Origin of the sequence: Mycobacterium sp. 1245801.1 (genome assembly GCF_001673055.1) — a bacterium.
Lineage (GTDB): Bacteria > Actinomycetota > Actinomycetes > Mycobacteriales > Mycobacteriaceae > Mycobacterium > Mycobacterium europaeum_A.
The window spans coordinates 1-19365 of sequence record NZ_LZKY01000096.1; the positions used below are offsets into that span (position 1 = coordinate 1).

General features: G+C 67.3%; 18 protein-coding genes and 1 pseudogene. 4 read left to right on the plus strand and 15 right to left on the minus strand.

What is annotated here, in order from left to right; translation table 11 throughout:
- On the plus strand, window positions 1–1044 hold a 1044-nt coding region (locus tag A5622_RS05770; protein ID WP_066877246.1), incomplete at its 5' end, for a dihydrodipicolinate reductase.
- Window positions 1045–1089: 45 nt separating this feature from the next.
- A complete protein-coding gene (locus A5622_RS05775) occupies window positions 1090–2064 on the plus strand; it encodes an LLM class flavin-dependent oxidoreductase (RefSeq protein ID WP_066877248.1) in 975 nt (324 codons plus the stop codon).
- A 3-nt stretch (window positions 2065–2067) separates the two neighbouring features.
- On the opposite strand, the gene A5622_RS05780 is transcribed toward A5622_RS05775, so the two are convergent.
- Window positions 2068–3180: an ABC transporter substrate-binding protein gene (locus A5622_RS05780; protein ID WP_066877250.1), complete on the minus strand. Its 1113-nt coding sequence runs from the start codon at window positions 3178–3180 to the stop codon at window positions 2068–2070.
- Between the two features lie 12 nt (window positions 3181–3192).
- Entirely contained in the window at window positions 3193–3978 is a 786-nt protein-coding gene (locus tag A5622_RS05785; protein ID WP_066877251.1) for a spirocyclase AveC family protein, read from the minus strand.
- A gap of 210 nt (window positions 3979–4188) precedes the next feature.
- Here A5622_RS05785 and A5622_RS05790 point away from each other — a divergent pair, with 210 nt between their 5' ends.
- Both A5622_RS05790 and A5622_RS05795 read left to right on the plus strand, forming a co-directional pair.
- On the plus strand, window positions 4189–4839 hold the full coding sequence (locus A5622_RS05790; RefSeq protein ID WP_066877252.1) for a TetR/AcrR family transcriptional regulator: 651 nt from the start codon (window positions 4189–4191) through the stop codon (window positions 4837–4839).
- A 15-nt stretch (window positions 4840–4854) separates the two neighbouring features.
- Window positions 4855–6057: a cytochrome P450 gene (locus A5622_RS05795; RefSeq protein ID WP_066877254.1), complete on the plus strand. Its 1203-nt coding sequence runs from the start codon at window positions 4855–4857 to the stop codon at window positions 6055–6057.
- A 79-nt stretch (window positions 6058–6136) separates the two neighbouring features.
- On the opposite strand, the gene A5622_RS05800 is transcribed toward A5622_RS05795, so the two are convergent.
- The 13 genes and pseudogenes from A5622_RS05800 to A5622_RS05860 all read right to left on the minus strand — a co-directional run.
- A complete protein-coding gene (locus A5622_RS05800) occupies window positions 6137–7126 on the minus strand; it encodes an alpha/beta fold hydrolase (protein ID WP_066877256.1) in 990 nt (329 codons plus the stop codon).
- A 43-nt stretch (window positions 7127–7169) separates the two neighbouring features.
- Complete coding sequence (locus A5622_RS05805; protein WP_066877258.1) at window positions 7170–7688, minus strand: lipoprotein LpqH; 519 nt, start codon at window positions 7686–7688, stop codon at window positions 7170–7172.
- A gap of 45 nt (window positions 7689–7733) precedes the next feature.
- Complete coding sequence (locus A5622_RS05810; protein WP_066877259.1) at window positions 7734–8459, minus strand: hypothetical protein; 726 nt, start codon at window positions 8457–8459, stop codon at window positions 7734–7736.
- A gap of 55 nt (window positions 8460–8514) precedes the next feature.
- Entirely contained in the window at window positions 8515–9297 is a 783-nt protein-coding gene (locus tag A5622_RS05815; RefSeq protein WP_066877261.1) for an SDR family NAD(P)-dependent oxidoreductase, read from the minus strand.
- Between the two features lie 54 nt (window positions 9298–9351).
- Window positions 9352–10080 carry a sulfite exporter TauE/SafE family protein gene (locus A5622_RS05820; RefSeq protein ID WP_066877263.1) on the minus strand — a complete coding sequence of 243 codons (729 nt, stop codon included), beginning with the start codon at window positions 10078–10080 and terminating at the stop codon, window positions 9352–9354.
- Between the two features lie 302 nt (window positions 10081–10382).
- Window positions 10383–11237 (minus strand): sulfurtransferase, encoded by an 855-nt coding sequence (locus A5622_RS05825; protein WP_066877266.1) that lies wholly within the window; start codon window positions 11235–11237, stop codon window positions 10383–10385.
- An 85-nt stretch (window positions 11238–11322) separates the two neighbouring features.
- On the minus strand, window positions 11323–12468 hold the full coding sequence (locus A5622_RS05830; protein ID WP_066877268.1) for a glycosyltransferase: 1146 nt from the start codon (window positions 12466–12468) through the stop codon (window positions 11323–11325).
- A 130-nt stretch (window positions 12469–12598) separates the two neighbouring features.
- Complete coding sequence (budA, locus tag A5622_RS05835; RefSeq protein WP_066877269.1) at window positions 12599–13387, minus strand: acetolactate decarboxylase; 789 nt, start codon at window positions 13385–13387, stop codon at window positions 12599–12601.
- 5 nt (window positions 13388–13392) lie between these two features.
- Window positions 13393–15075 carry an acetolactate synthase AlsS gene (gene alsS, locus A5622_RS05840; protein ID WP_066877271.1) on the minus strand — a complete coding sequence of 561 codons (1683 nt, stop codon included), beginning with the start codon at window positions 15073–15075 and terminating at the stop codon, window positions 13393–13395.
- Window positions 15076–15101: 26 nt separating this feature from the next.
- Window positions 15102–16625 (minus strand): FAD-dependent monooxygenase, encoded by a 1524-nt coding sequence (locus tag A5622_RS05845; RefSeq protein ID WP_066877273.1) that lies wholly within the window; start codon window positions 16623–16625, stop codon window positions 15102–15104.
- On the minus strand, window positions 16618–17250 hold the full coding sequence (locus tag A5622_RS05850) for a TetR/AcrR family transcriptional regulator (RefSeq protein ID WP_066871432.1): 633 nt from the start codon (window positions 17248–17250) through the stop codon (window positions 16618–16620). Before A5622_RS05850 ends, A5622_RS05845 begins: the two co-directional genes overlap by 8 nt.
- Before the next feature lie 58 nt (window positions 17251–17308).
- Window positions 17309–18491: pseudogene (locus A5622_RS05855) on the minus strand (AAA family ATPase).
- Window positions 18492–18524: 33 nt separating this feature from the next.
- Window positions 18525–19365: cation:proton antiporter (locus A5622_RS05860; protein WP_197505084.1), on the minus strand; the 841-nt coding region annotated here is incomplete at its 5' end.

Below are 19365 nucleotides of genomic sequence, written 5' to 3' on the forward strand. Positions count from 1 at the left end.
GCGACAGGAGGCATCGGCTCGATCGCCATCCGCGCCATTTCGCGGCGCCCCAATCTGGACTTGGTCGGCGTGTGGGTGCACTCGGAGGACAAGGTCGGCAAGGATGCCGGTGAACTGGCCGGCGGTGAGCCGATCGGGCTGAGGGCCACCAACGACGCCGACGCGCTGATCGCGGCCAAACCCGACTGCGTCATCTATGCGGCCAGCGGGCCGGAGCGCGACGCGTTGGCCATCCCCGATTACGTCAAGCTGCTCGAAGCCGGGATCAACGTGGTGTCGACGTCGTCGACCAGCCTGGTATACCCGCCGTCCTACTTCGCGCCCAACTGGCGCGATGAATTGGACGGCGCGGCCAAAGCGGGTCGGGCGTCGTTCTACGCGTCGGGCATCTTTCCCGGCTTCGCCTCCGATCAGCTCGCGTTGCTGTTGACCACGCAGTCCAAGAGCATCCGCCGGATCACGGCCAGCGAGGTCGCGCTGAACGACCACTACCCGGTCGCCGACGTGATGATGGACGGGATGGGCTTTGGCCGGCCGCTCGAGTTCGAGCCGATGCTCAAGAACCCCGGATTCATCGAATTAGCTTGGCAGGCACCGATTTACCTCATGGCGGCGGGACTCGGTGTCGAGGTGGAGGAGATACGCGGTTCGCTCGACCGTGAGCTGACGGACCGGGACATCGAGGTCGCCTTCGGCACGATAAGAGCGGGCACCTGCGGCGCGGTGCGCACGCGCGCCGCGGGGGTGGTCAACGGCCGTGAGGCCATCGTGATCGAGCACGTCATCCGGATGGCCCGCGACGTCGCCCCCGGGTGGCCGGCGTCGGCCTGCGACGCCACCTATCGGGTCGACATCGAGGGAGATCCCGACATCCACTGCGAGCTGACGCTGGGCGATACCGAAGGACACGGGGCCGGGCGGGCCGCCATGGCGGCCACGGCCATGCGCGTGGTCAACGCGATCCCGTATGTCGTCGAGGCGCCGCCGGGGCTGCTGAGCTCGCTGGACATTCCCATGGCGCTGCCGCTTTACGCCTTCGACTGAAGGTGTAACGTGCATCACCAAGATTAGGCCACCTAGGAGTTTGCCGTGTACACACTGCGCTTCGACATGCGCGATCCCGAATGGGCTGCGCCCCCAACCGATCTGTATGCCGCGGCTCCCGCAATGTCCGCCTGGGCCGAGGAGCACGGCGGCCTGGCGGCCGTTTTATGTGAGCACCACGGTTCCGAGGACGGCTACCTGCCGTCGCCATTCCTGCTGGCCTCGGCGGTGGCGGCGCGAACCCAGCGCCTGGCGCTGAGCCTCATCCTGATCCTCCCGTTCTACGAGACGGTCCGCCTCGCCGAGGACATGGCGGTCCTCGACATCATCAGCAACGGGCGGGCGTCGTACATCCTGGCCCTGGGCTACCGGCCCGAGGAGTTCGAACACTTCGGCGTGCCGATCAAGAAGCGCGGTCGCCTCTGCGACGAGAAACTCGCGCTGCTGCGGCGACTGCTCGCCGGTGAAACCGTCGTCGAGGACGGGCGGTCGATCACCGTGACGCCTCGGCCGCTGACGGCCGGCGGGCCGGGACTGATGTGGGGTGGCGGAACGGTCGCGGCGGCCCGCCGGGCCGGCAGATACGGACTGGGCATGCTGGGCAACGCCAACGCGCCGGGCATGCGCGAGGCCTACGAGGAGGCCTGCCGCGAGCACGGTCATCAGCCCGGACCGACGATGTTTCCGGACCGCAACACGCCTTCGGTGGTGTTCGTCGCAGACGACGTCGATCAGGCATGGAAAGAGATCGGCGAGCATCTGCTGCACGACGTGCGAACGTATGCCGCGTGGAATCCCGGGGACGAGACGACGGCCGGCTTTTCGCACGTCAACACCATCGACGAGCTGCGTGAGACACCGACGTCACACGTGATCATCTCTGTGCCCGAAGCGATTTCGCGCGTCAAGGCCGGTCAGGTGCTCAACCTGTCGCCATTGTGCGGCGGGCTGCCGCCGGACATCGCGTGGCCGTATCTGAAGCGGGTGGGCGAAGTCGTGCTGCCCGAGGCCCTCGGCTGACCCCTACTCCTCGCCGAACCGGTCGACGAGGTGTGAGTTGACTCCGTCTGGGTCGAGCCGCCGCGCCACCAGGTAACCCGCGCCCACCCAGGCGCGGCGCGACCAGTTACCGAACGACACCCGCGTTCCCGGGGCGCCGGATGCGGCCGGCATCATCTTGACCCGTTCGAGCGCCTCCTTCACGCCGCGCGGGCTCAACGGGTGGGCGTCGGCCAGCGCCCGTAACAACGTGTGCGCGACGTCCCGATTGACCACGGGCACACACCATTCCGGTCGCCGGCCGTAGGCCTCGTTGTACTCGTCGAGGAAGTTCTGCCCGACCGTGTTGCCTTCGTCGTACTGGTCGACGCCGGTCCAGCCCATGAACGCATTCCACATGATGTGGTTGAGCCAGGCGTTCTGGAAGGCGGTACCGCAAAACCGGGGCGGATCCCAGCCCAGCGCCTCGAGCGCCGGGTTGACGAACACAATCCCGAAGCCGAATCCGCAGTGCACGATCGCCTGCGCCTTCGCGTCGTGCAGCGCCTGGACCGCGGCCGTCACGTCCCCGGCGGTCTGGGCGATCGACGCCTCGGCCACGATGCGAATGTTCTTGCGCCTGCACGCATCCCGGAAGTTCTTCAGATACGCCTCGCCGACCAGGGACTGCTCCACGAGCACGCCGACCTCGGTGTGACCGCCCTTGGCGAGCAGGTCGGACCAGAAGATCGGCTCGTCGGTGTGGGAGCCCATCGGGTAGGCGAAGAACCACTCGCCGAGCGCTGCGTCGGACCCGGTCACGCTGATGCAGGGGACCTTGAAGCGCTCCTCGATGGCCTCTCGGGTCGGGATCGCGTTGTCCCCGATATTGGGCCCGAAGATCGCCAGGCAACCCGCGTCGCACAACTCGCCGTAGGCGTCGATGACCGCTTTGACCGATCCCTTGGGTAGACCCTCCACCTCGCGGTAGATGATCTCGATCGGTCGATCGATCAGCCCTTGCTCGACGCCCTTCTTGAAGACCAGATCGAACGGTTGCGTCAGGTCCTCGAAATAGGTCTTCGGAAAGCCCTGGGGCAAGCGGAAGTCCATCAAATAGCCGATTTTGATCGGCTCCGCGGTGCTCTCGTAACCCATGTGATCGCTGCCTTATTTGGGTTGGTTGGGGACGCCCGGATACAGCTGCTCGGTCGGCCCCGCGGTGACGTAGCCGCCCAGCTTCGTGATGAGGTGCGGCGCGAACACCGCGCCGTAGACCAGGTGTCCGACGACGATGACGGCCAGGATCGAGAGCACCGCGGACTGGCCGCGGCTCTTCGCCCTCTTATCCGCCCACATGTCGATGACGTTGCGTCCTTGCGCATCGGTGCGCCCGAGCAGATACGTGAACAGCATCATCTGGATGCCCATGGCCAGCGAGTCGTAGAGCGGGTACTGGTGCTTGGTCCCCTCGAAGATCGCGAGGCCGGGAATCACGTACCCGTAGTAGAAGTTGCCGAGGTGCGCGCCGGTGAAGGCGTTGAAAAACAATGCCCAGCCGATACCGACGACCAGGCCGACCACGAGCAAGGTAATCGGCCTGCGCCAGTTGAACTTTGCGCTCAGCCACCGTCCGACGGCGGCCCCGGTCACCGCAGGGATGATGAAGTAGGAGACGTAACCGATCGGCACCGCTAACGGCAACCCGCCCCACGTCACGTTCAACGGCCACCAGGACGGCATGCGCGGCAGCGCGGGCGGAAACTGTGCATACATCGCCCAGTCGTAGGGTGACTCGATCCAGGAGAACGAGATAGCCGAAATGCCGAGAAGCAACAGCGGGTGGATGCGCCGGCGCCGGTAGCTCAGGTAGATCCCCGTGATCAGGAACGCGATGCTCGCGACGTAGGAAAAGTACTGGGCCCCGGCCATCGCGGGCGTCATCTGGGTGTTCACCGGCGACCCTCGTCGCTCGGCGCGCGCCGCGCCTCGGGGTCGAAGCGCAGCACCAGGCCGAATATCAGAACGATCAGTCCGAACAGCGTGCCGAGCATGATGACAGCGCCCATGGTGTCACCCTTCCGATGGTTTCGCTTTAAGGTAGTGGATACTATCCTATCGAGATAGTGGATACTATCCCGAAGGCCCTTCGAGGAGTGGACATCGGTGCCCCAGCGAGCAATTAAGCACCCGTCGCCGGCCACGGTGGCGCGTCGCCCCCGTGGCGAGCCGCGCCGGCTACTGCTCGACGCCGCTCGGGAGCTCTTCGCCGGCCAGGACTATCGCAGCACCACGACACGTGAGATCGCCCAGGCCGCCGGCGTCACCGAACACCTGCTGTTCCGCAACTTCGGTTCGAAGGCCGCGTTGTTCCGCGAGGCGCTCGTCGTCCCCTTCGTGAGCTTCGTCGACGAATTCGGCCAGACCTGGCAATCGGTGGTTCCCGAGGAGACCGACGAGCAGGAGCTGACCCGGCTGTTCGTCTCGAAGCTCTACGACGTGTTCGTCGAACATCAGGGTTTGCTGTTGACGCTGATGGCCGCCGACAGTCTCAGCGACGACGAGAAGGTCGACGCCGGCATCGCCGAGATCCGCCGGGCGGTCACGGTGCTGGGCCAAATCAGCGTGGAGGGCATGCAATTACGGGGATTGCGGTCCGATCACCCCGACCTGCCGGCGCACTCGACCGTATCGATGATCGCCGGCATGGCTGCTTTGCGTTCGACCTACTTCGGAAACCATCCACCGCCGCGGGAGGTGATCGTTGAGGAACTCGTCCAAGCACTCCTACATGGCTTCTTGCACCGCAACGACTGAGATAGGGATCCGACAATGACAAGCCCCAGCGCCGTCGAGTTGTACTACGACCCGTTCGATGTCGAGATCGACGACAACCCGTACCCGGTGTGGAAGCGGATGCGCGAAGAAGCCCCGCTGTACTACAACGAGAAGTACAACTTCTATGCGCTGAGCCGGTACGACGACGTGGTGCGTGAACTGCCGAACTGGGAGACCTACCGGTCCGGCCGCGGCACCACCGCCGACATCCTGTTCGCGAATATCGAAGTGCCGCCGGGCATTCTGCTGTTCGAAGATCCTCCGCTGCACGATCTGCACCGCAAACTGCTGTCTCGCGTCTTCACGCCCCGGCGCATGCTGGCCGTAGAGGATCTGGTGCGCGGCTTCTGTGTCCGCGAACTGGACCCGCTGGTCGGACAGGGCGGTTTCGATTTCATCGCCGATCTCGGTGCGATGATGCCGATGCGGACCATCGGATATCTCTTGGGCATTCCCGAGGCCGATCAGGAAAAGATCCGCGACCGCAGCGTCGCCAACATCGAACTGTCCAGGGATAGCGACCCAGCCGCGGTCGATGCCAATGTGTTCGCGAATTCCATTGCCTTGTTTGCCGAATACATCGAATGGCGGGCCGATCATCCCTCCGACGACCTGATGACGGAGTTGCTGCGGGCCGAGATCGACGAGCCGGACGGGACGCGGCGCCCGCTGTCGCGGACGGAGGTGCTGTCCTACACCGCGATGATCGCCGGTGCCGGCAACGAAACCACCGCCCGCCTCATCGGTTTCATGGGCCAACTGTTGTCGGATCACCCGGATCAACGCCGCGAACTCGTTGCGGACCCGTCGCTGATCCCCGGGGCGATCGAGGAGACGCTGCGGTACGAGCCGCCGTCACCGGTGCAGGCCCGTTACGTCGCGCGCGATGCCGAGCACTATGGGCGCGTGGTTCCCAAGGGGTCGTTCATGCTGCTGCTGAACGCGTCGGCCAACCGCGACGAAAGCCACTTCCCGGATGCCGATCGCTACGACATCCACCGCCGCGGAAGCCATCTCAGCTTCGGGCAGGGCCTGCATTTCTGCCTGGGTTCCGCGCTGGCGCGGCTGGAAGCGCGGGTGGCCTTCGAGGAAGTGCTGAAGCGTTGGCCGGACTGGGAAGTCGACTACGCGAACGCCCAGCGGGCGCACACCGCGAGCGTGCGCGGGTGGGCGCGCCTACCCGTCGTCACGCCATAGACCGGGCCTTTTCGTCGCCGAGTGTGAAGTTAGTTTCACCCTCGGCGACGAGAGTGAAGTTAGTTTCACGTTCGGCGAGCTAGGAGCCGCTGTGGTCCACCAAGACCGCGCCGTCGGGCTGGTTTCCCAAGGTCTGCAACGAAATATCGTCGCCTTGGGCGGTGAGGCGCACGATCTCGGCCAGTTGCCCCGGTGCGTCGCACTGCAGATAGTGGTCGGCGCCCGGAATCACCCAGTAGCGGTTGCGGCCCGGCTTGTTCCTTAGATACGTCTGCCAGACGTGGTTGGGGACCCGCAACGGTGCCACGTTGTCGTGGACGCCCCAAATCACCGTCGTGTTGACGTCGCTCGTGGAAAGCGCTTCCAGCCAACCCGTTTCGTCGGCGGCGCGCTCGTGCAGATACTGGATGGTGTCGGGCAGCACCCGGATTCCGTCATTGTGCGCAAAGCTTTTCGCCAGGGCGGCGATCTCCGGGTCTTCCAGCGTGCGTCGCGGCATGAACGTGCTCGCGCCCATGCCGGCCGCCAGCATCTCGGGCGTCGTCGCCGCCGCGGTGGCGCGCGCGGTCGCGGGGTCGAGCAGCGCGGTCTGGAATGCGGTGAGGTTGGCCAGCGGAAGGTAGATGTTGGCGTTGGTCAAGATCAGGTCGACGGGTGCGGCCGACGGGTCCAGGGCGGCCAGCATGCTCACCGCGATCATGCCGACGCTGGTACCGCGGTCATGGGTCAGCATGCGGTATTCGGTGAGTCTCCACACTTGCGTGATCGCATGGACGAGCAGGCGCGCGTCGTCGTAGAGCGAGTACGTGTAGGGCTCGGGTGGTTTGTCGGAAAGTCCGTAGCCGGGAAAGTCCAGCAGGTAGATGTCGAACTCCGCGCTCAGTTCACCCGCCAGTGCGAAATAGTCGATGCTGCTGGTCGGAAAGCCGTGCACCAACACCAATGCGGGCGCGCCGACGGTGCCGCACCGGCGCGTGAACACCGCGACCTCTGCGCCGTCGTTGGCCGCGGTCGTCGAGCGCCATCGCAGCTCGGTGCCGCCGTCTTGCCACTGCGCAAAGATGTCCAAGCTGTCAGCATCGCAGAGGCCGTCGCGGCAGACAACTATCTGCCTACGGGCACGTCACGTGAATGCCGAACGTAACGTCCCGCAAACCACTTTGGCCGGGTGTGGTCGCCTGGCCGGTCCCGGTCACCGTATAACTCTTGCCGTCCTTGGTCGCTTGCACCTGAGTCGGCGATTTCGTTCCCTGGTAAGGCAATTGGTACTGGCCGTTGTCCAGCTTGAGCGAAATGGCGAAGCCGTCGACGGTGGGCGGTTGCTCGTCGGACACGGCCAGCGACACCGATGCGGCATCGTCGTGCACGCTGATCCGGGTGGTCAGGTCGCCCGATTCCGGGGGAGACGCACTCGGTTGGGCCGCCGATCGCGTGCAGTCCACGGCGGCGATCATCGTGTGCTTGTTCCCGTCGATCATGACGGTGGTGCTCGCCAACGCCGGGCCCGAGCTCGGGGCGGCGGCCGGGTGATCCCCCTTGGATGAGCACGCCGGCAGGCCGGCCGCCAACGCCACCAGGCCGAGGGCGACAGCCGCGGGCGCGACGCACCGCCGATTGTTCCGATTCGTCATCCCTGTCCTCCGCTAGACGCTCAAGAGGACTATAAAGCCTGTTCGTTACGGCCAGGCGTCCCAGCTGATCATGCTGCGCAGCGGCCCGGCGAACACCGGCCGCACCGCCGTTGAACGCCAACGCTCTTCGATGATCGGGGCCAACGCCCCGGTCGTGGCCAGCGGATCCTCGTCCAGGTAGATCACGGTGATGTACTGGTGATCGGTTCGCCAGCCCCGGGGCAGGTGGCTCCAGCCGGCGCTGGAACCGAACGTCCACGCGCCGGCCGTGCCCGGCGTCGCCAGCAGCCCCGGATAGTGCTCGGCATGCAACCACTGCAGCCAGTCGTCCGGCCGGCCGTCGGTGGGTTCCTCAACGATCAGCACGACGCCGCGGTGCGGGCGAAACGGCACCACCTCGGGCGAAACGAGCGCGTGTGGCGACGATCGCCACTGCAGCAGCCGCAGGCCGGCCACTTGCAGCGACGGCCTGACGACGGGGAATCGGCCGTTGTCGCGCAAGGCGCGTCCGAGGGTCACGAAGTCGTCGAAGGTCTTCTCGACGGGGTCGGTGACGAGATACTGCACCGCGTTGCCGATCTCGCCCAGAGGTCCCTCGGACGCAAGGCGGTGGTCGGGGTAGTCGCCGTCGGCGATCCAGCGCAACCCGTGCACGATGCCGGGCAGCTGGTATTGCTCGGGCATGTGGTCCAGCAGGTGCCAACGCAGATAACTGTCGTCGTCGGCCGGTGCGGCGGCGGTGAGGCTGAATATGCCTGCCCTGACCCGCATCACGTGGAGCCTCCGGCGGGCGGATGCAGTTCGACCGACAGCTTGGCGGGCCCGCTCATCCCTGCATGTACCCTCCGGCGTCGACGGGGATCGATTGGCCCGTGATGGTTCGGCTGTCGTCGCTGGCGAGGAACAACGCCAGGTTGGCGACGTCGTCGGGGGAGGAGATGTCCTGCAAGGCAACGCCTTTGAGTTGCTTCGCGCGAACCGTGTCGACGTCGACGCCTTGCTCGGTCGCGGTGCGTTGCAACCAGTTGCGCCACAGCTCGGTGTCGATGGCCCCGGGGACGATGCAATTGCACCGGATGCCGTGCGGGCCGACCTCGAGCGCGACGGCCTTGGTGAACGCGCGCAGGGACGCCTTGGCGGTGACATAGTGCGTTTTGCGCGCCATGCCGGAATAACTGACCGTGGACGAGAAGTTCAGGATCGCGCCGCTGCGGCGCTGCAGCATCGAGCGGTTGAGGACCTCGCGGGTGCACAGCATCGCGGCGGTGACGTCGATGGCGAAGGTGGCGTTCCAGTTGTCCAGCGTCTGCTCCCAGATCCAGCGGTCCTGGCCGGGCGCGGCGGCGTTGTTGCACAGGATGTCGACGTGGCCGAACTCGTCGACCGCCCGCGCCACCATGGCCGCGACGTCATTCTCATCGGTCACGTCGGCGCGCATGGCGATGGCACCGGGGCCGGCCGCACGGGCGGCGGCGTGGACCAGCTCTTCACGTCGGGCGGCCAGCAATACCCTGGCGCCCTCACGGACGAATAGCGAGCCCAGCACCGGGCCCAGGCCGGTGCTGGCGCCAGTGACGATCGCGACCTTGCCGTCGAGCCGGCCGGTCATTGCGTGGACTTACCAAGCGGATTCATGCCGGGCAGATTCTAGCGCCCACATGATTCAGCAGGTGGCCGTCGCGATGAACATGCCGACGGCGGCGACGACGAGCACCAGGTCGATCAGCATCGCGTAATGACGGGGATGGGCTCGGCGCACGATGGAACGCGTGACGAAGGGTCCGATCATCAAGGCGGCGCCGATGACCAGTCCACGGGCTACGACGGCGAGGTTGAGCGCACCCAACTGACCGAAGGTGCTGATCTTGCCGGCGTAGAGCACCAGGGCGCTGGCGGCCTCGGACCCGAGAAAGGCGCCGCCGGTGAGCCCGTACCCGGTGAAGATGGGAACGCTCAGCGGCCCCGTGGACAGGACCATACCGGTGAGGAAGCCGACGACGGCGCCGGCGATGGCCAGGTGACGCAGCCGCACCCGCCATTGCCGAGCCGCCGCGACCCTGCGCACCGGAATCATCGCGAGGAAAAACACGCCGAGCAGGCCGTCGACCACGGCCTGCGGGATGCTCAGCAAGGTGTTGGCGCCGAGCACGGCGGCGGGAGTTCCGGGCAGCGCATACGCGAGCACCGGTCGCCATCGAATCTGCCGCCACCAGGCGGCAACTCGGGCGACATTGGCCATGACCGCCGCAATCCCCATGACGGGCACGGCGATTCGCGGCCCGTACATCATGACCAGCGCGGGCAGCAGCACCAGCGACGACCCGGTGCCTACCAGTCCACCGAGCGCACCGGCGCCCAGGGCGATGAGAAAGAGGACGCAAAGAGCCAGCATGAAAGGACCTTCTCGGCGGCGCGCGGCGCACCGGCCGGGGTCCTCCAGGCTTTTGTCCGTTCAGATGACCGCGTCCCATCCGGGGGCGCGGTGGCGCCGCTCGGACCAGGCACTCGAAAGTCGGAACCCTAGGCGCTATCGACCACAGGGTACCAAAGATCAACGCCCGCAGCGCCCGTCGCAGGTGAGGCCGCTCGGGTGAACGAGTATTCCGACCATTAGGCGCTTCTCAAATCCGCTAGCGCCCGTGCTAGCGCTTTCCAGAACCGCCCTATGGTCGGTCGCCGCGCGACCAAACGCGGCTACGCGTCGCCGCGTTCCACCGGGTGGCCGGGATCCGAGCTCCACTCCGACCACGACCCCGGATATAACGCAGCCTCGCGGCCTGCCGCGGTGAGCGCGGCGATGGTGACCGCCGCGGTGACGCCCGACCCGCAGTAGGCGGCCACCGCGTCGTGACGCTCGATTGCGCGATCGGACAACAGTTGTGCGAGTGCGTCGTCGTCGAGGAAAGTGCCATCGGCGGCGAGGACCGACGTGCTGGGCAGATTCTTCGCGCCGGGAATGTGGCCGGCGACCGGATCGAGGGGCTCCACGTCGCCGCGGTAGCGCTCCGGTGCGCGCGCATCAAGCAGCGTCACGGTGCCTTCGGCGACCCGCTCGGCCGTCAGCGTGGGGCGGCTTCCGGCATACAGATCATCTTGCGGCACAGTCACATTCCCGGGCGCCGGATCGACCGGCCCGGTCTCGAGGCGTTGCCCGGCCGAGCGCCACGCGGCCAAGCCGCCGTCCAGAATGCGGACGTTGTCAATGCCGGCCGCCGTCAGCACCCACCAGGCCCGCGCGGAACCGGCGCGATTCCAGTCGTCGTAGACCACCACCAGGCCGCCCTGCCGAATCCCCCAGCGGCGCGCGGCGGCCTCCAGGGCACGACCCGACGGCAGTGGGTGACGGCCTCGGCCGGACACCGTGTGGTCGCTGAGGTCGTCGTCGAGCGACACGTACACCGCGCCCGGAATGTGCCCGTCCAGGTAGGCCGCCCGCCCGTCGGGAGCGTCGACCCGCCAGCGCACGTCCAGGATGGTCACCGGGTCGCCTGCCGAAATGATGTCCGCCAACTCGGCGGCGGTGATCAATACCTGAGTGCGTGCTCCCACCGGATCCTCCTCATCGGTCTCCAGCGAGCCTAGCCAGCACCCCGGGCATACCGGGGGACGTGGGCGGCGTCGGACTTCTGAAACGCTAGGCGGTCTGTTCGGAACGACCGGTCGGGTCGTCGAAGGCCGGTGCGCCGAGCGACGCCAGCATGCCGGCCGCGGCGCGGTGCCAGGTGAAGTCCTCGGCGCGGCGTCGCGCGGAGATGCGTCGCTCCCGCTCGGGCCGACTGGCGATGGCGCTGACCGCTTTTGCGATGGCGGCCGGGTCATTGTCGGCCGACGCCCCGCTGTCCGGCGTGATGATCTCCGTAAGCGCCGACGTTCGCGAAACCACGGCGGGCGTTCCGCACGCCAGCGACTCCAACGCGGCCAGCCCGAACGTCTCGTGCGGCCCCGGCGCCAGCGTCACATCGGCCGAGGCCAATAACTGCGCCACTGCGTTGCGATCGGAGACGAAGCCGGTGAAGTCGATCGGCAGGCGGGCGGCCTGTCGCTCCAGCCTGGACCGCAACGGACCCTCGCCGACGACCACCAGCCGCGCGTCGATACCGGCGTGGCGCAGCGCACCGAGTGCATCGATGCTGCGGTCGACCCGCTTTTCCACCGACAGCCGCCCGCAGTGCACCAGCAGCAGCTGCGTCGGTGCGGCCCACCGTTCGCGCACCAGATAGGAGTGGTGGCGCGGATGAAACGTCTCCAGGTCCACACCGAGCGGGACGGTAACGGTGTTGTCGGCGCCGATCCGGTCGAATTCCTCGCGGGCGAAACCGGTGGTGCACACCACGGTGTCGTAGTTCGCCGCGGTGCGCGCGTTGGCGATGTCGGCGAACTTCTGCGCGGCCCTCCGCGGAAGAAGCTGTCCGACAAGGCGATCCAAGCGCTCATGAGAGATCATCACCGTCGTGGCGCCGTGATCGCGTCCCCACCGGCCGAGCGACCGCAGGGTGAGGCGGTCCGAAACCTCCAGTGCGTCGGGTCGCAGCGCTGCCAGTAACGCCTTCACCCGTCCCGGCAGTACCGCCCGATAGCCGCCGGTGAAAGGAATCAGGCGGGCCGGCAACGTGATTCGCACCACGCCGGTGTACAGCTGGGCGCGCTCGGCGCATTGACCGGGAACGATCAAGAATACCTCGTGGCCGCTGGCGCAATATTCCGCGCCCAACCGGTCGATCGCGGTGCGGAGGCCGCCGGAGCGAGGGCCATAGAAATTGGCGACCTGTACAACGCGCATAACGTGAGGACACGCGGTGCGCGTGTGCACTCATCAATGCTGGACCGACGGGTGCCTTAACACTGCGTGAACTTCGCTTGCACGGTTGTCCGCGTCGTCCGCAATCGGCATGCTGACGGCCGCGTTCGGGTCAGTCGCCTTTAGGGCCTTCGGCTTTGCTGATCCGCTCGGCGAGGTCGGCGCCCGACAGCTGTGCGTCGAGGAACGGACCGGACCGGGGCAAGCTCAGATGCAGCTGTGATGCCCCGCTGATCGCCACGGTGCCGCGATCGAGAGTGAAGTCGAGGATGTGGCCGCCGGCGCTGCGTTCGTTGTTGAGGAAGTGCAGATGGTAGCCGGCCACGGAGATGCCCTGTTCGAAGTCGGGAGTGCGGAATCCGACCACGGTGCCCGACACGTCGGTGAAGACGGTCTCGGACTGCTCTTCGGTGGCCTGGGTCAACGGGGGATAGGGCGGCTGCTGCGCCATCACGGTGCGGGTGTGCAGTTCGCGGAACTGCCCGTCGACCCGGATGGCGTAGATCAGGTTGGGGCTTTCGATCTGGCGGTCGATCTCACTCGTCAAATCCATTCGGCGGGTGAGGGTTTGGATTGCGATCTCGAAGTCGGTGTGAAACCTGGTGACCGCCGCGAACGGTGTGCGGTCGGTCGCCGCCGCCCGACTCGCGGATCCGTCCGCACGCAGCCGATAGCACACCCCGTCCAGCACCACCATCTCGCCGTCGAGATGGTTGAAGGTGCCCAGGCCGAAGTCACCGTGCCGCAGCAGATCGGCCACGGTGACGTCGCCGTCGTATACACCCTCGAGCAATGCGCTGATCGTGGAGAACTGATAGACCTCGTTGTCGGCGTCTTGATGCGCGAGAAGCCCTGTCGCCCAGTTGCGGAATCGCTCGTACGCGCCGGAATGCTTGTCCATGATCCCTACTCGAACGGGTCGTCGTGTAATTGTTCGGCCAGGTCGACGTTGTGGCTGTAATCCACCGGAACGTCGATCAGCGAGGGTCCGTCCTCGGCCAACGCCTGGCGTAACGTGGCGCTGAACTCGTCCAGGCTGGTCACCCGATACCCATTGGCGCCGAAAGCCGCTGCGTAGGAAACGATGTCGTAGTCGCCGAGCTGGATCCCGGACTTGCGGCCGTATTTGAGGGCTTCCTGAAAGCCCACCATGTCGTAGGTGTTGTCGCGAAAGACGATGTGAGTGAACGACAAACCCAGCCGGGTTGCGGTCTCGAGCTCCTGGCTGGAGTACAGAAACCCGCCGTCCCCGGAGACGGACACGACCGGCGTACCGGGCCGCGCCAGGCATGCGGCCATCGCCCAGGGCAGAGCAACCCCAAGGGTCTGCTGCCCATTGGAGAACAGCAGTCGGCGCGGCTCGTATACGCGGAAGCGGCGGGCCATGTAGATGTAGACCGAGCCGATGTCGCAGGCGATGGTGGCGTCGTCGCCCAGTTCCTCGCGCAGCCGCAGCACAACGGCGACCGGATTGAGGGCGGCCCCCTCCGGTTTTCGAGAGCCCGCAGTGATATCGATGTGCGACAAGCGTTTTCGCAGCACGCTGATCTCGTCTTGATATTCGTTTGCGAGGGTGAGGTCGGTGAGTGTGTCCGTCAAGGCGGCGAGAGTGGCAGCGATGTCGCCCAGCAACTCGTTCGTCGGCTGATAGCTGTTGTCGATCCCGGCCGGAATCGAGTCGATGTGCACCACGGTGCGGTCGACGTCGCTGTTCCACAGTCCCGGGTCATATTCGACGGCGTCGTAGCCGACAGTGACCAGGACGTCGGCTTGACCGACGATGACATCGCCGGGCTGGTTGCGGAACAGGCCGACCCGGCCCAAGAAGTTGTCTTCCAGCGATCGTGACACCACCCCGGCGGCCTGAAACGTCTCCACCACCGGCAGACCCGTGGTGGCGATCAGGGCGCGCAGCGCCAGGCAGCTGTCCGGATCGGCGCCGCGGCTACCGACGAGCAGCGCGGGGCGGCGCGCGGCCCGGATCACCTCGGTGGCCCTGCGGATAGCGGACGCCGGGGCCGCCGCCAACTCGGGGATCGGAAGGCGGCGGGTGATGCCCGCTGTGGTGGGTGCGGCCAACACGTCGGCGGGCAGCACGACGGCGGCCGCTCCGCGCGGCTCGGCGACCGCGGCGCGAAAGGCGGTGACGGTGGCCTCGGCGACATCGTTGGGGTCGTTGACCTCTCCGGTGAACTTGGTCACCGTCTTGAGCAATGCGGCGGCGTCCATCGACTGATGCGTCCGCTTGAGCCGGTCCTCCCGGCGCACCGCGCCGCATAGCGCGACCACCGAGTCCTGTTCGGTGTTGGCGGTCAGCAAACCGGTGGCCAGGTTGGCGGTGCCGGGCCCGGACGTCACCAGTACGACGCCAGGGATGCCGGTGAGCCGCCCGGTCGCCGCGGCCATGAACGCCGCGTTTTGTTCATGGCGGCACACCACGAGCTGCGGTCCACCGTCCACCAGGGCGTCGTACACGGCGTCGATCTTGGCGCCGGGCACACCGAATACGTACTGCACGCCCTGCGCCGATAAGACGTCGACGATCTTTTGGGCGCTGCGCACGGGCTCACCCTGTTCTGTGGACGCCATGTTGCCCAGTCTGGCCGCTGGCGCCGCTATGCGCTCGTCGGCGGCCCGAACCAGCGCTGCAGCGCCGCGCGTAGGGCCGCCTCGTCGGCCGGCCCGAATTCGTCGGCCGCCCACGCGACATAGCCGTCCGGCCGGATCAGCAGCGCCGCGGCGGGCCGCTCGGCGATGCTCGCGGTGACGGTGTCGACACGATCGGTCCAGCCACTTGCCGTGTCCGCGAAGGCGCCGTCGAGGTCGAGCAGCACCGGGCGGGCGTCGTGCAGCAGCTCGGCGACGCGCCGGCCGTCATCGAGCCTTAGGTCCGGCACCAGGCAGCCCGACAGTCTATGGTCGTCAGCTACGTCGTACCGAACATCGTTGCCGGCCAGCAGTTTCGCCATGTGCCGGGCGACGTCGGGAAGGGCGAACAGTTCGCCCATGAGCGTTCGTAGCGCCGCGACTTCGGGCCCCGGCGCCATGAGGGCGGTCTGCGACATCGAGTGCATCATGACGCGCTGACCCACGGGGTGGCGCTCGGACTGGTAGGTGTCGAGCAGTCCGGCCGGCGCCGTTCCCATGAGCTCGGCCGCCAGCTTCCAGCCCAGGTTCATCGCGTCCTGCAGGCCAAGGTTCAGGCCCGGCCCGCCCATGGCGCTGTGCACATGGGCGGCGTCGCCGAGCAGCAGAACTCGTCCGTCGCGGTAGCGCTCCGCGTGGCGTGTGTTCTGCCCGTTGATCCGGCGCAGGGCGTGCGGCCCCGGGCCTTTCGGTTCCTCGAACGGCAGATCCACGCCGAGGACGCGACGCGCGCTCTCGCGCAGTTCGGCCAGGCTCATCGGTTTGTCCTCCACCGGCGGCCCGAACTCGATGGTGCCGAACAGCGAGCGGCCCGGTTCGAACTCGGCATAGATCAGCCCGCCGCAATCCAATCGCGTGTGACCGAACGCAATCCGGCCGAACCCGGGAACTTCGATGCCGCCGTCGGCGCGGCGGAGTCCGTCGGGGATGTGCACGTGGGCCAGCCGCCCGACGGTCTGCGATGTGTACCCGGGAAACCCGATGCCCACGGTCTTGCGGACCAGGCTGCGTCCGCCGTCGGCGCCCACCAGATAACCGGCGTCGATGCGATACTCGCGCTCCGGCGAGGACACGGTCACCGCAACGGAATCCGCTTCCTGCCGCAGGCCGGTCAGTTGGTGCGCCCAGCGGATGTCCACTCCGAGGTCCCGCGCCCGCTTCTCCAGTAGCCGTACCACCCGGGGCTGCTGGATGGGCAACGCGTACATCGGGTTCTCGGGCACTTGGGAGAAGTTCAGCGTCATGGCCGCGAAGATCCACCCGTAGACCGGTTGCGGGGGATTGGGGTCACCGGTGAACTCCCGGTACAGGCCGCGCAAGTCGAGCATCCGAACCACTTGGCCGACAAGGCCGTTCGCCTTCGGCTCGGAGCTGGGACCGGGCAGGGCGTCCAACACGACGGGCCTGATGCCGGCCAGCGCCAATTCGCAGGCCACCAGCAGTCCGTTGGGCCCGGCGCCGGCGATGACGACGTCGGCGTGTTCGTCAGCCATGACGTGCCTTCTTTCTGGTGGGTTCGGGTAGTCCGGCGCTGACGGCGGCGAAGCCCTCGCGGATCAGGGCGGTGATGGCCACCGGCGGATCGGCCCGCACGTAGGCGTCGGCGGCGGCGTCGCCGACCGCCCGTACCACGGCCATCACCAACCGGGGGTACAGGTCGTGATCGGGGTCGGTCCCCGTGCGTTCGGCGATGACGTTGAGTAACTCGTCGAAGAGGTTGTGCGGCACCGAATTCCGCACTTGCGGATGCATGACGAGCTTGCGGACCTCGACGAGCTCTTGGCGGCTGGGGACGCGGTTCTCGTCACCGTGCACATCGCCGAAGTCGGCCTCCAGGGGTTCCAGCACGGCATGGGTGAGCGCGGTCCAGAGCGGTTCGTCGGCGGGCCGCTGCCGCAGCGCATCGACGCTGCGACGCACGCGTTCGGCCTGCCGGTAGGCCAGCGCCTCGTATTTGCCGCTGAAGTAGTTGTTGAACGTGCGCAGTGAGACGCCGGCCAGGTTGGCGACGTCCTCGCGCGTCACGTTTTCCAGGCCGCGCTCGAAAGCCAGCCGCAACGCGGCGTCACTGAGCGCGCGCCGGGTGTCGGCCTTCTTGCGCTCCCGGAGCCCGCTCATAGCGCCCAACGTACGCCGATTGCCCGGTGGGCAAGATTGCCTAGTGGGCAATTTTCGCCTAGCGCGCGCCCCAGTCCCACCGGGGCGTGGTGATCAGAGTCTGGCCGCTGATGCGTGTTTCGCCCCAGTCCTTGTACAGCTCGATTTCGACGGCCTCGCCGTCGGAGCCCTCGCCCAGCGGACTTGTGCCCAGGAATTCCAGCAGCGTGCGGGAAGTGGGTGACCACCACGACCTGGGTCTTCGCGGCGGTGGTGCGGATCAGCGAGGCCAGCGGTGCCACCAGGTCGGGGTGCAGCGAGGTCTCGGGCTCGTTGAGCACCATCAGCGACGGCGGTTGCGGGCTCAACAGCGCGGCGGCCCACAGCAGGAAACGCAGTGTGCCATCGGATAACTCGGCCGCGCGCAGTGCGCGCAGCATGCCGCGCTGACGCAGCTGGAGGTCGAACAACCCATCATGGATGGCCACCGAGACGGTGGCGCCGTCGAACGCCTCGGCGACCGCCCGGGTCAGGTCGTCGAACCCCGATTCGAGGATCGTCTGGATCGCGGCCGCGAGGTCGCTGCCGTCGTCGGCGAGCACCGGGGTGCGGGTGCCCACCTGCGGGTGGCGCGCGGGCGCCCCCGCGTCCACCCGAAAGCCGTCGTAGAACCGCCAGCCGCGCAATCGTTCTCGCACGGCCGCCAGCTCGGGTAGCGCGTGCGGGTGGGCGTACTCGGCGAGTACGCTGTGATACGACGGCAGGGTCCGGGACAACTCGTCGAAACCGCCGCCGGAATCCGCGCTGGCCTCGGCGAAGACGCGCGATCGTCGCACCAGCGTCGTGCTGGGCCGCAGCACCGGACCGGCGAACAGCACCTCGCGTTTGATCTCCGGATCGCGGGCGAACACCGACTCCCCGGCAGACTGCGGCAGGCCCAGATCCACCAGGTAGCCGAAATCGTCCGCCGCGAAACCCATTTCGAGGGACACGGGCCGGGTGCGCACGGTGCCCTCGGTTTTCCCGGAGCGTCGCGCGCCGGCCGGCTGCTCGGGGCCGGCCCACAGCACCGATTGCAACCCGCCCTCGCGCGCCAGCGACCCGATCACCTCGCCGCGGCCGCAATCGGCCAGCAGCCGCAGCGCGCGATACAGCGACGACTTGCCGGCGCCGTTGGCGCCGGTGATCACCGACAGCCGGCCCAGCGGCAGGATGACCTCGCGCAGCGAGCGATACCCGCGGATCGCGACGGTGTGCAGCATGGGCCCGACTGTACGGTCGGGCGCCGACGGGCCCTACTCCTCCTCGTCGCCGTCGTCGACCGCGGCGGCGAGAAGCTGCACTTCCTCGAGATCCATCTCGTTCTGCAACTCGCGCAATACGATGTCGTCGATCAGGTTCTGGTTGCGCAGCGCGGTGATCTCCCGGCGCTTGTGTTCGAGCACGCCCAGCCGCACCCGGCGGACCTTCTCACGACCCTTGAGGATGCGGGTGTCCGGCGAACCGTTTTCGGTCGCCAGGACCAACGCGGCCTTTTCCTCATATTCCTTCTGCAGCCGGCGCCTGAGCTCGTCGCTGAGGCCGACCTCGTCGGCGACCGTGGGCAGTGCGGCCAGGGCGGCCTGCGTGCCCCGACATCGAGCCAGTTGCAGCTCCTCGGCGTGGGTGGCGTCCTCGGGCATGTTCGCCCAGCGGACGACGGCGGGCAGCGTGCTGCCCTGCACCAACACGGTCACCAGGATGACGACGGTGACGATGAAGATCAGCAGGCTGCGGTCGGGGAACGGCGCGCCGCTCAGCGTCGTTACCGGCACGGCCACCGCCGCGGCCAGCGAGACGGCGCCCCGGAATCCCGCCCAGACGGTGACGAAGCGCTGCCGCCAGGTGACCCGACGTTCGCGTTGCACCTCGCGGCGGTCGATGAGCCGGATCAGCAGGGTGGTGATTTCTCCCCAGAAGATGCGAGACACGATGACCACGCCGGTGATCACCAACGCCACGAACAAGGCGTGGCGAACTCCGCCGTCGACGCCCACGATGCCGCGCAGCGCACCCGGGATCTGGACGCCGACGAACACCCACAACGAGCCGTTGAGCAGGAAGGTCGCGATGTCCCAGAAGGCGAAGGACTGCAGC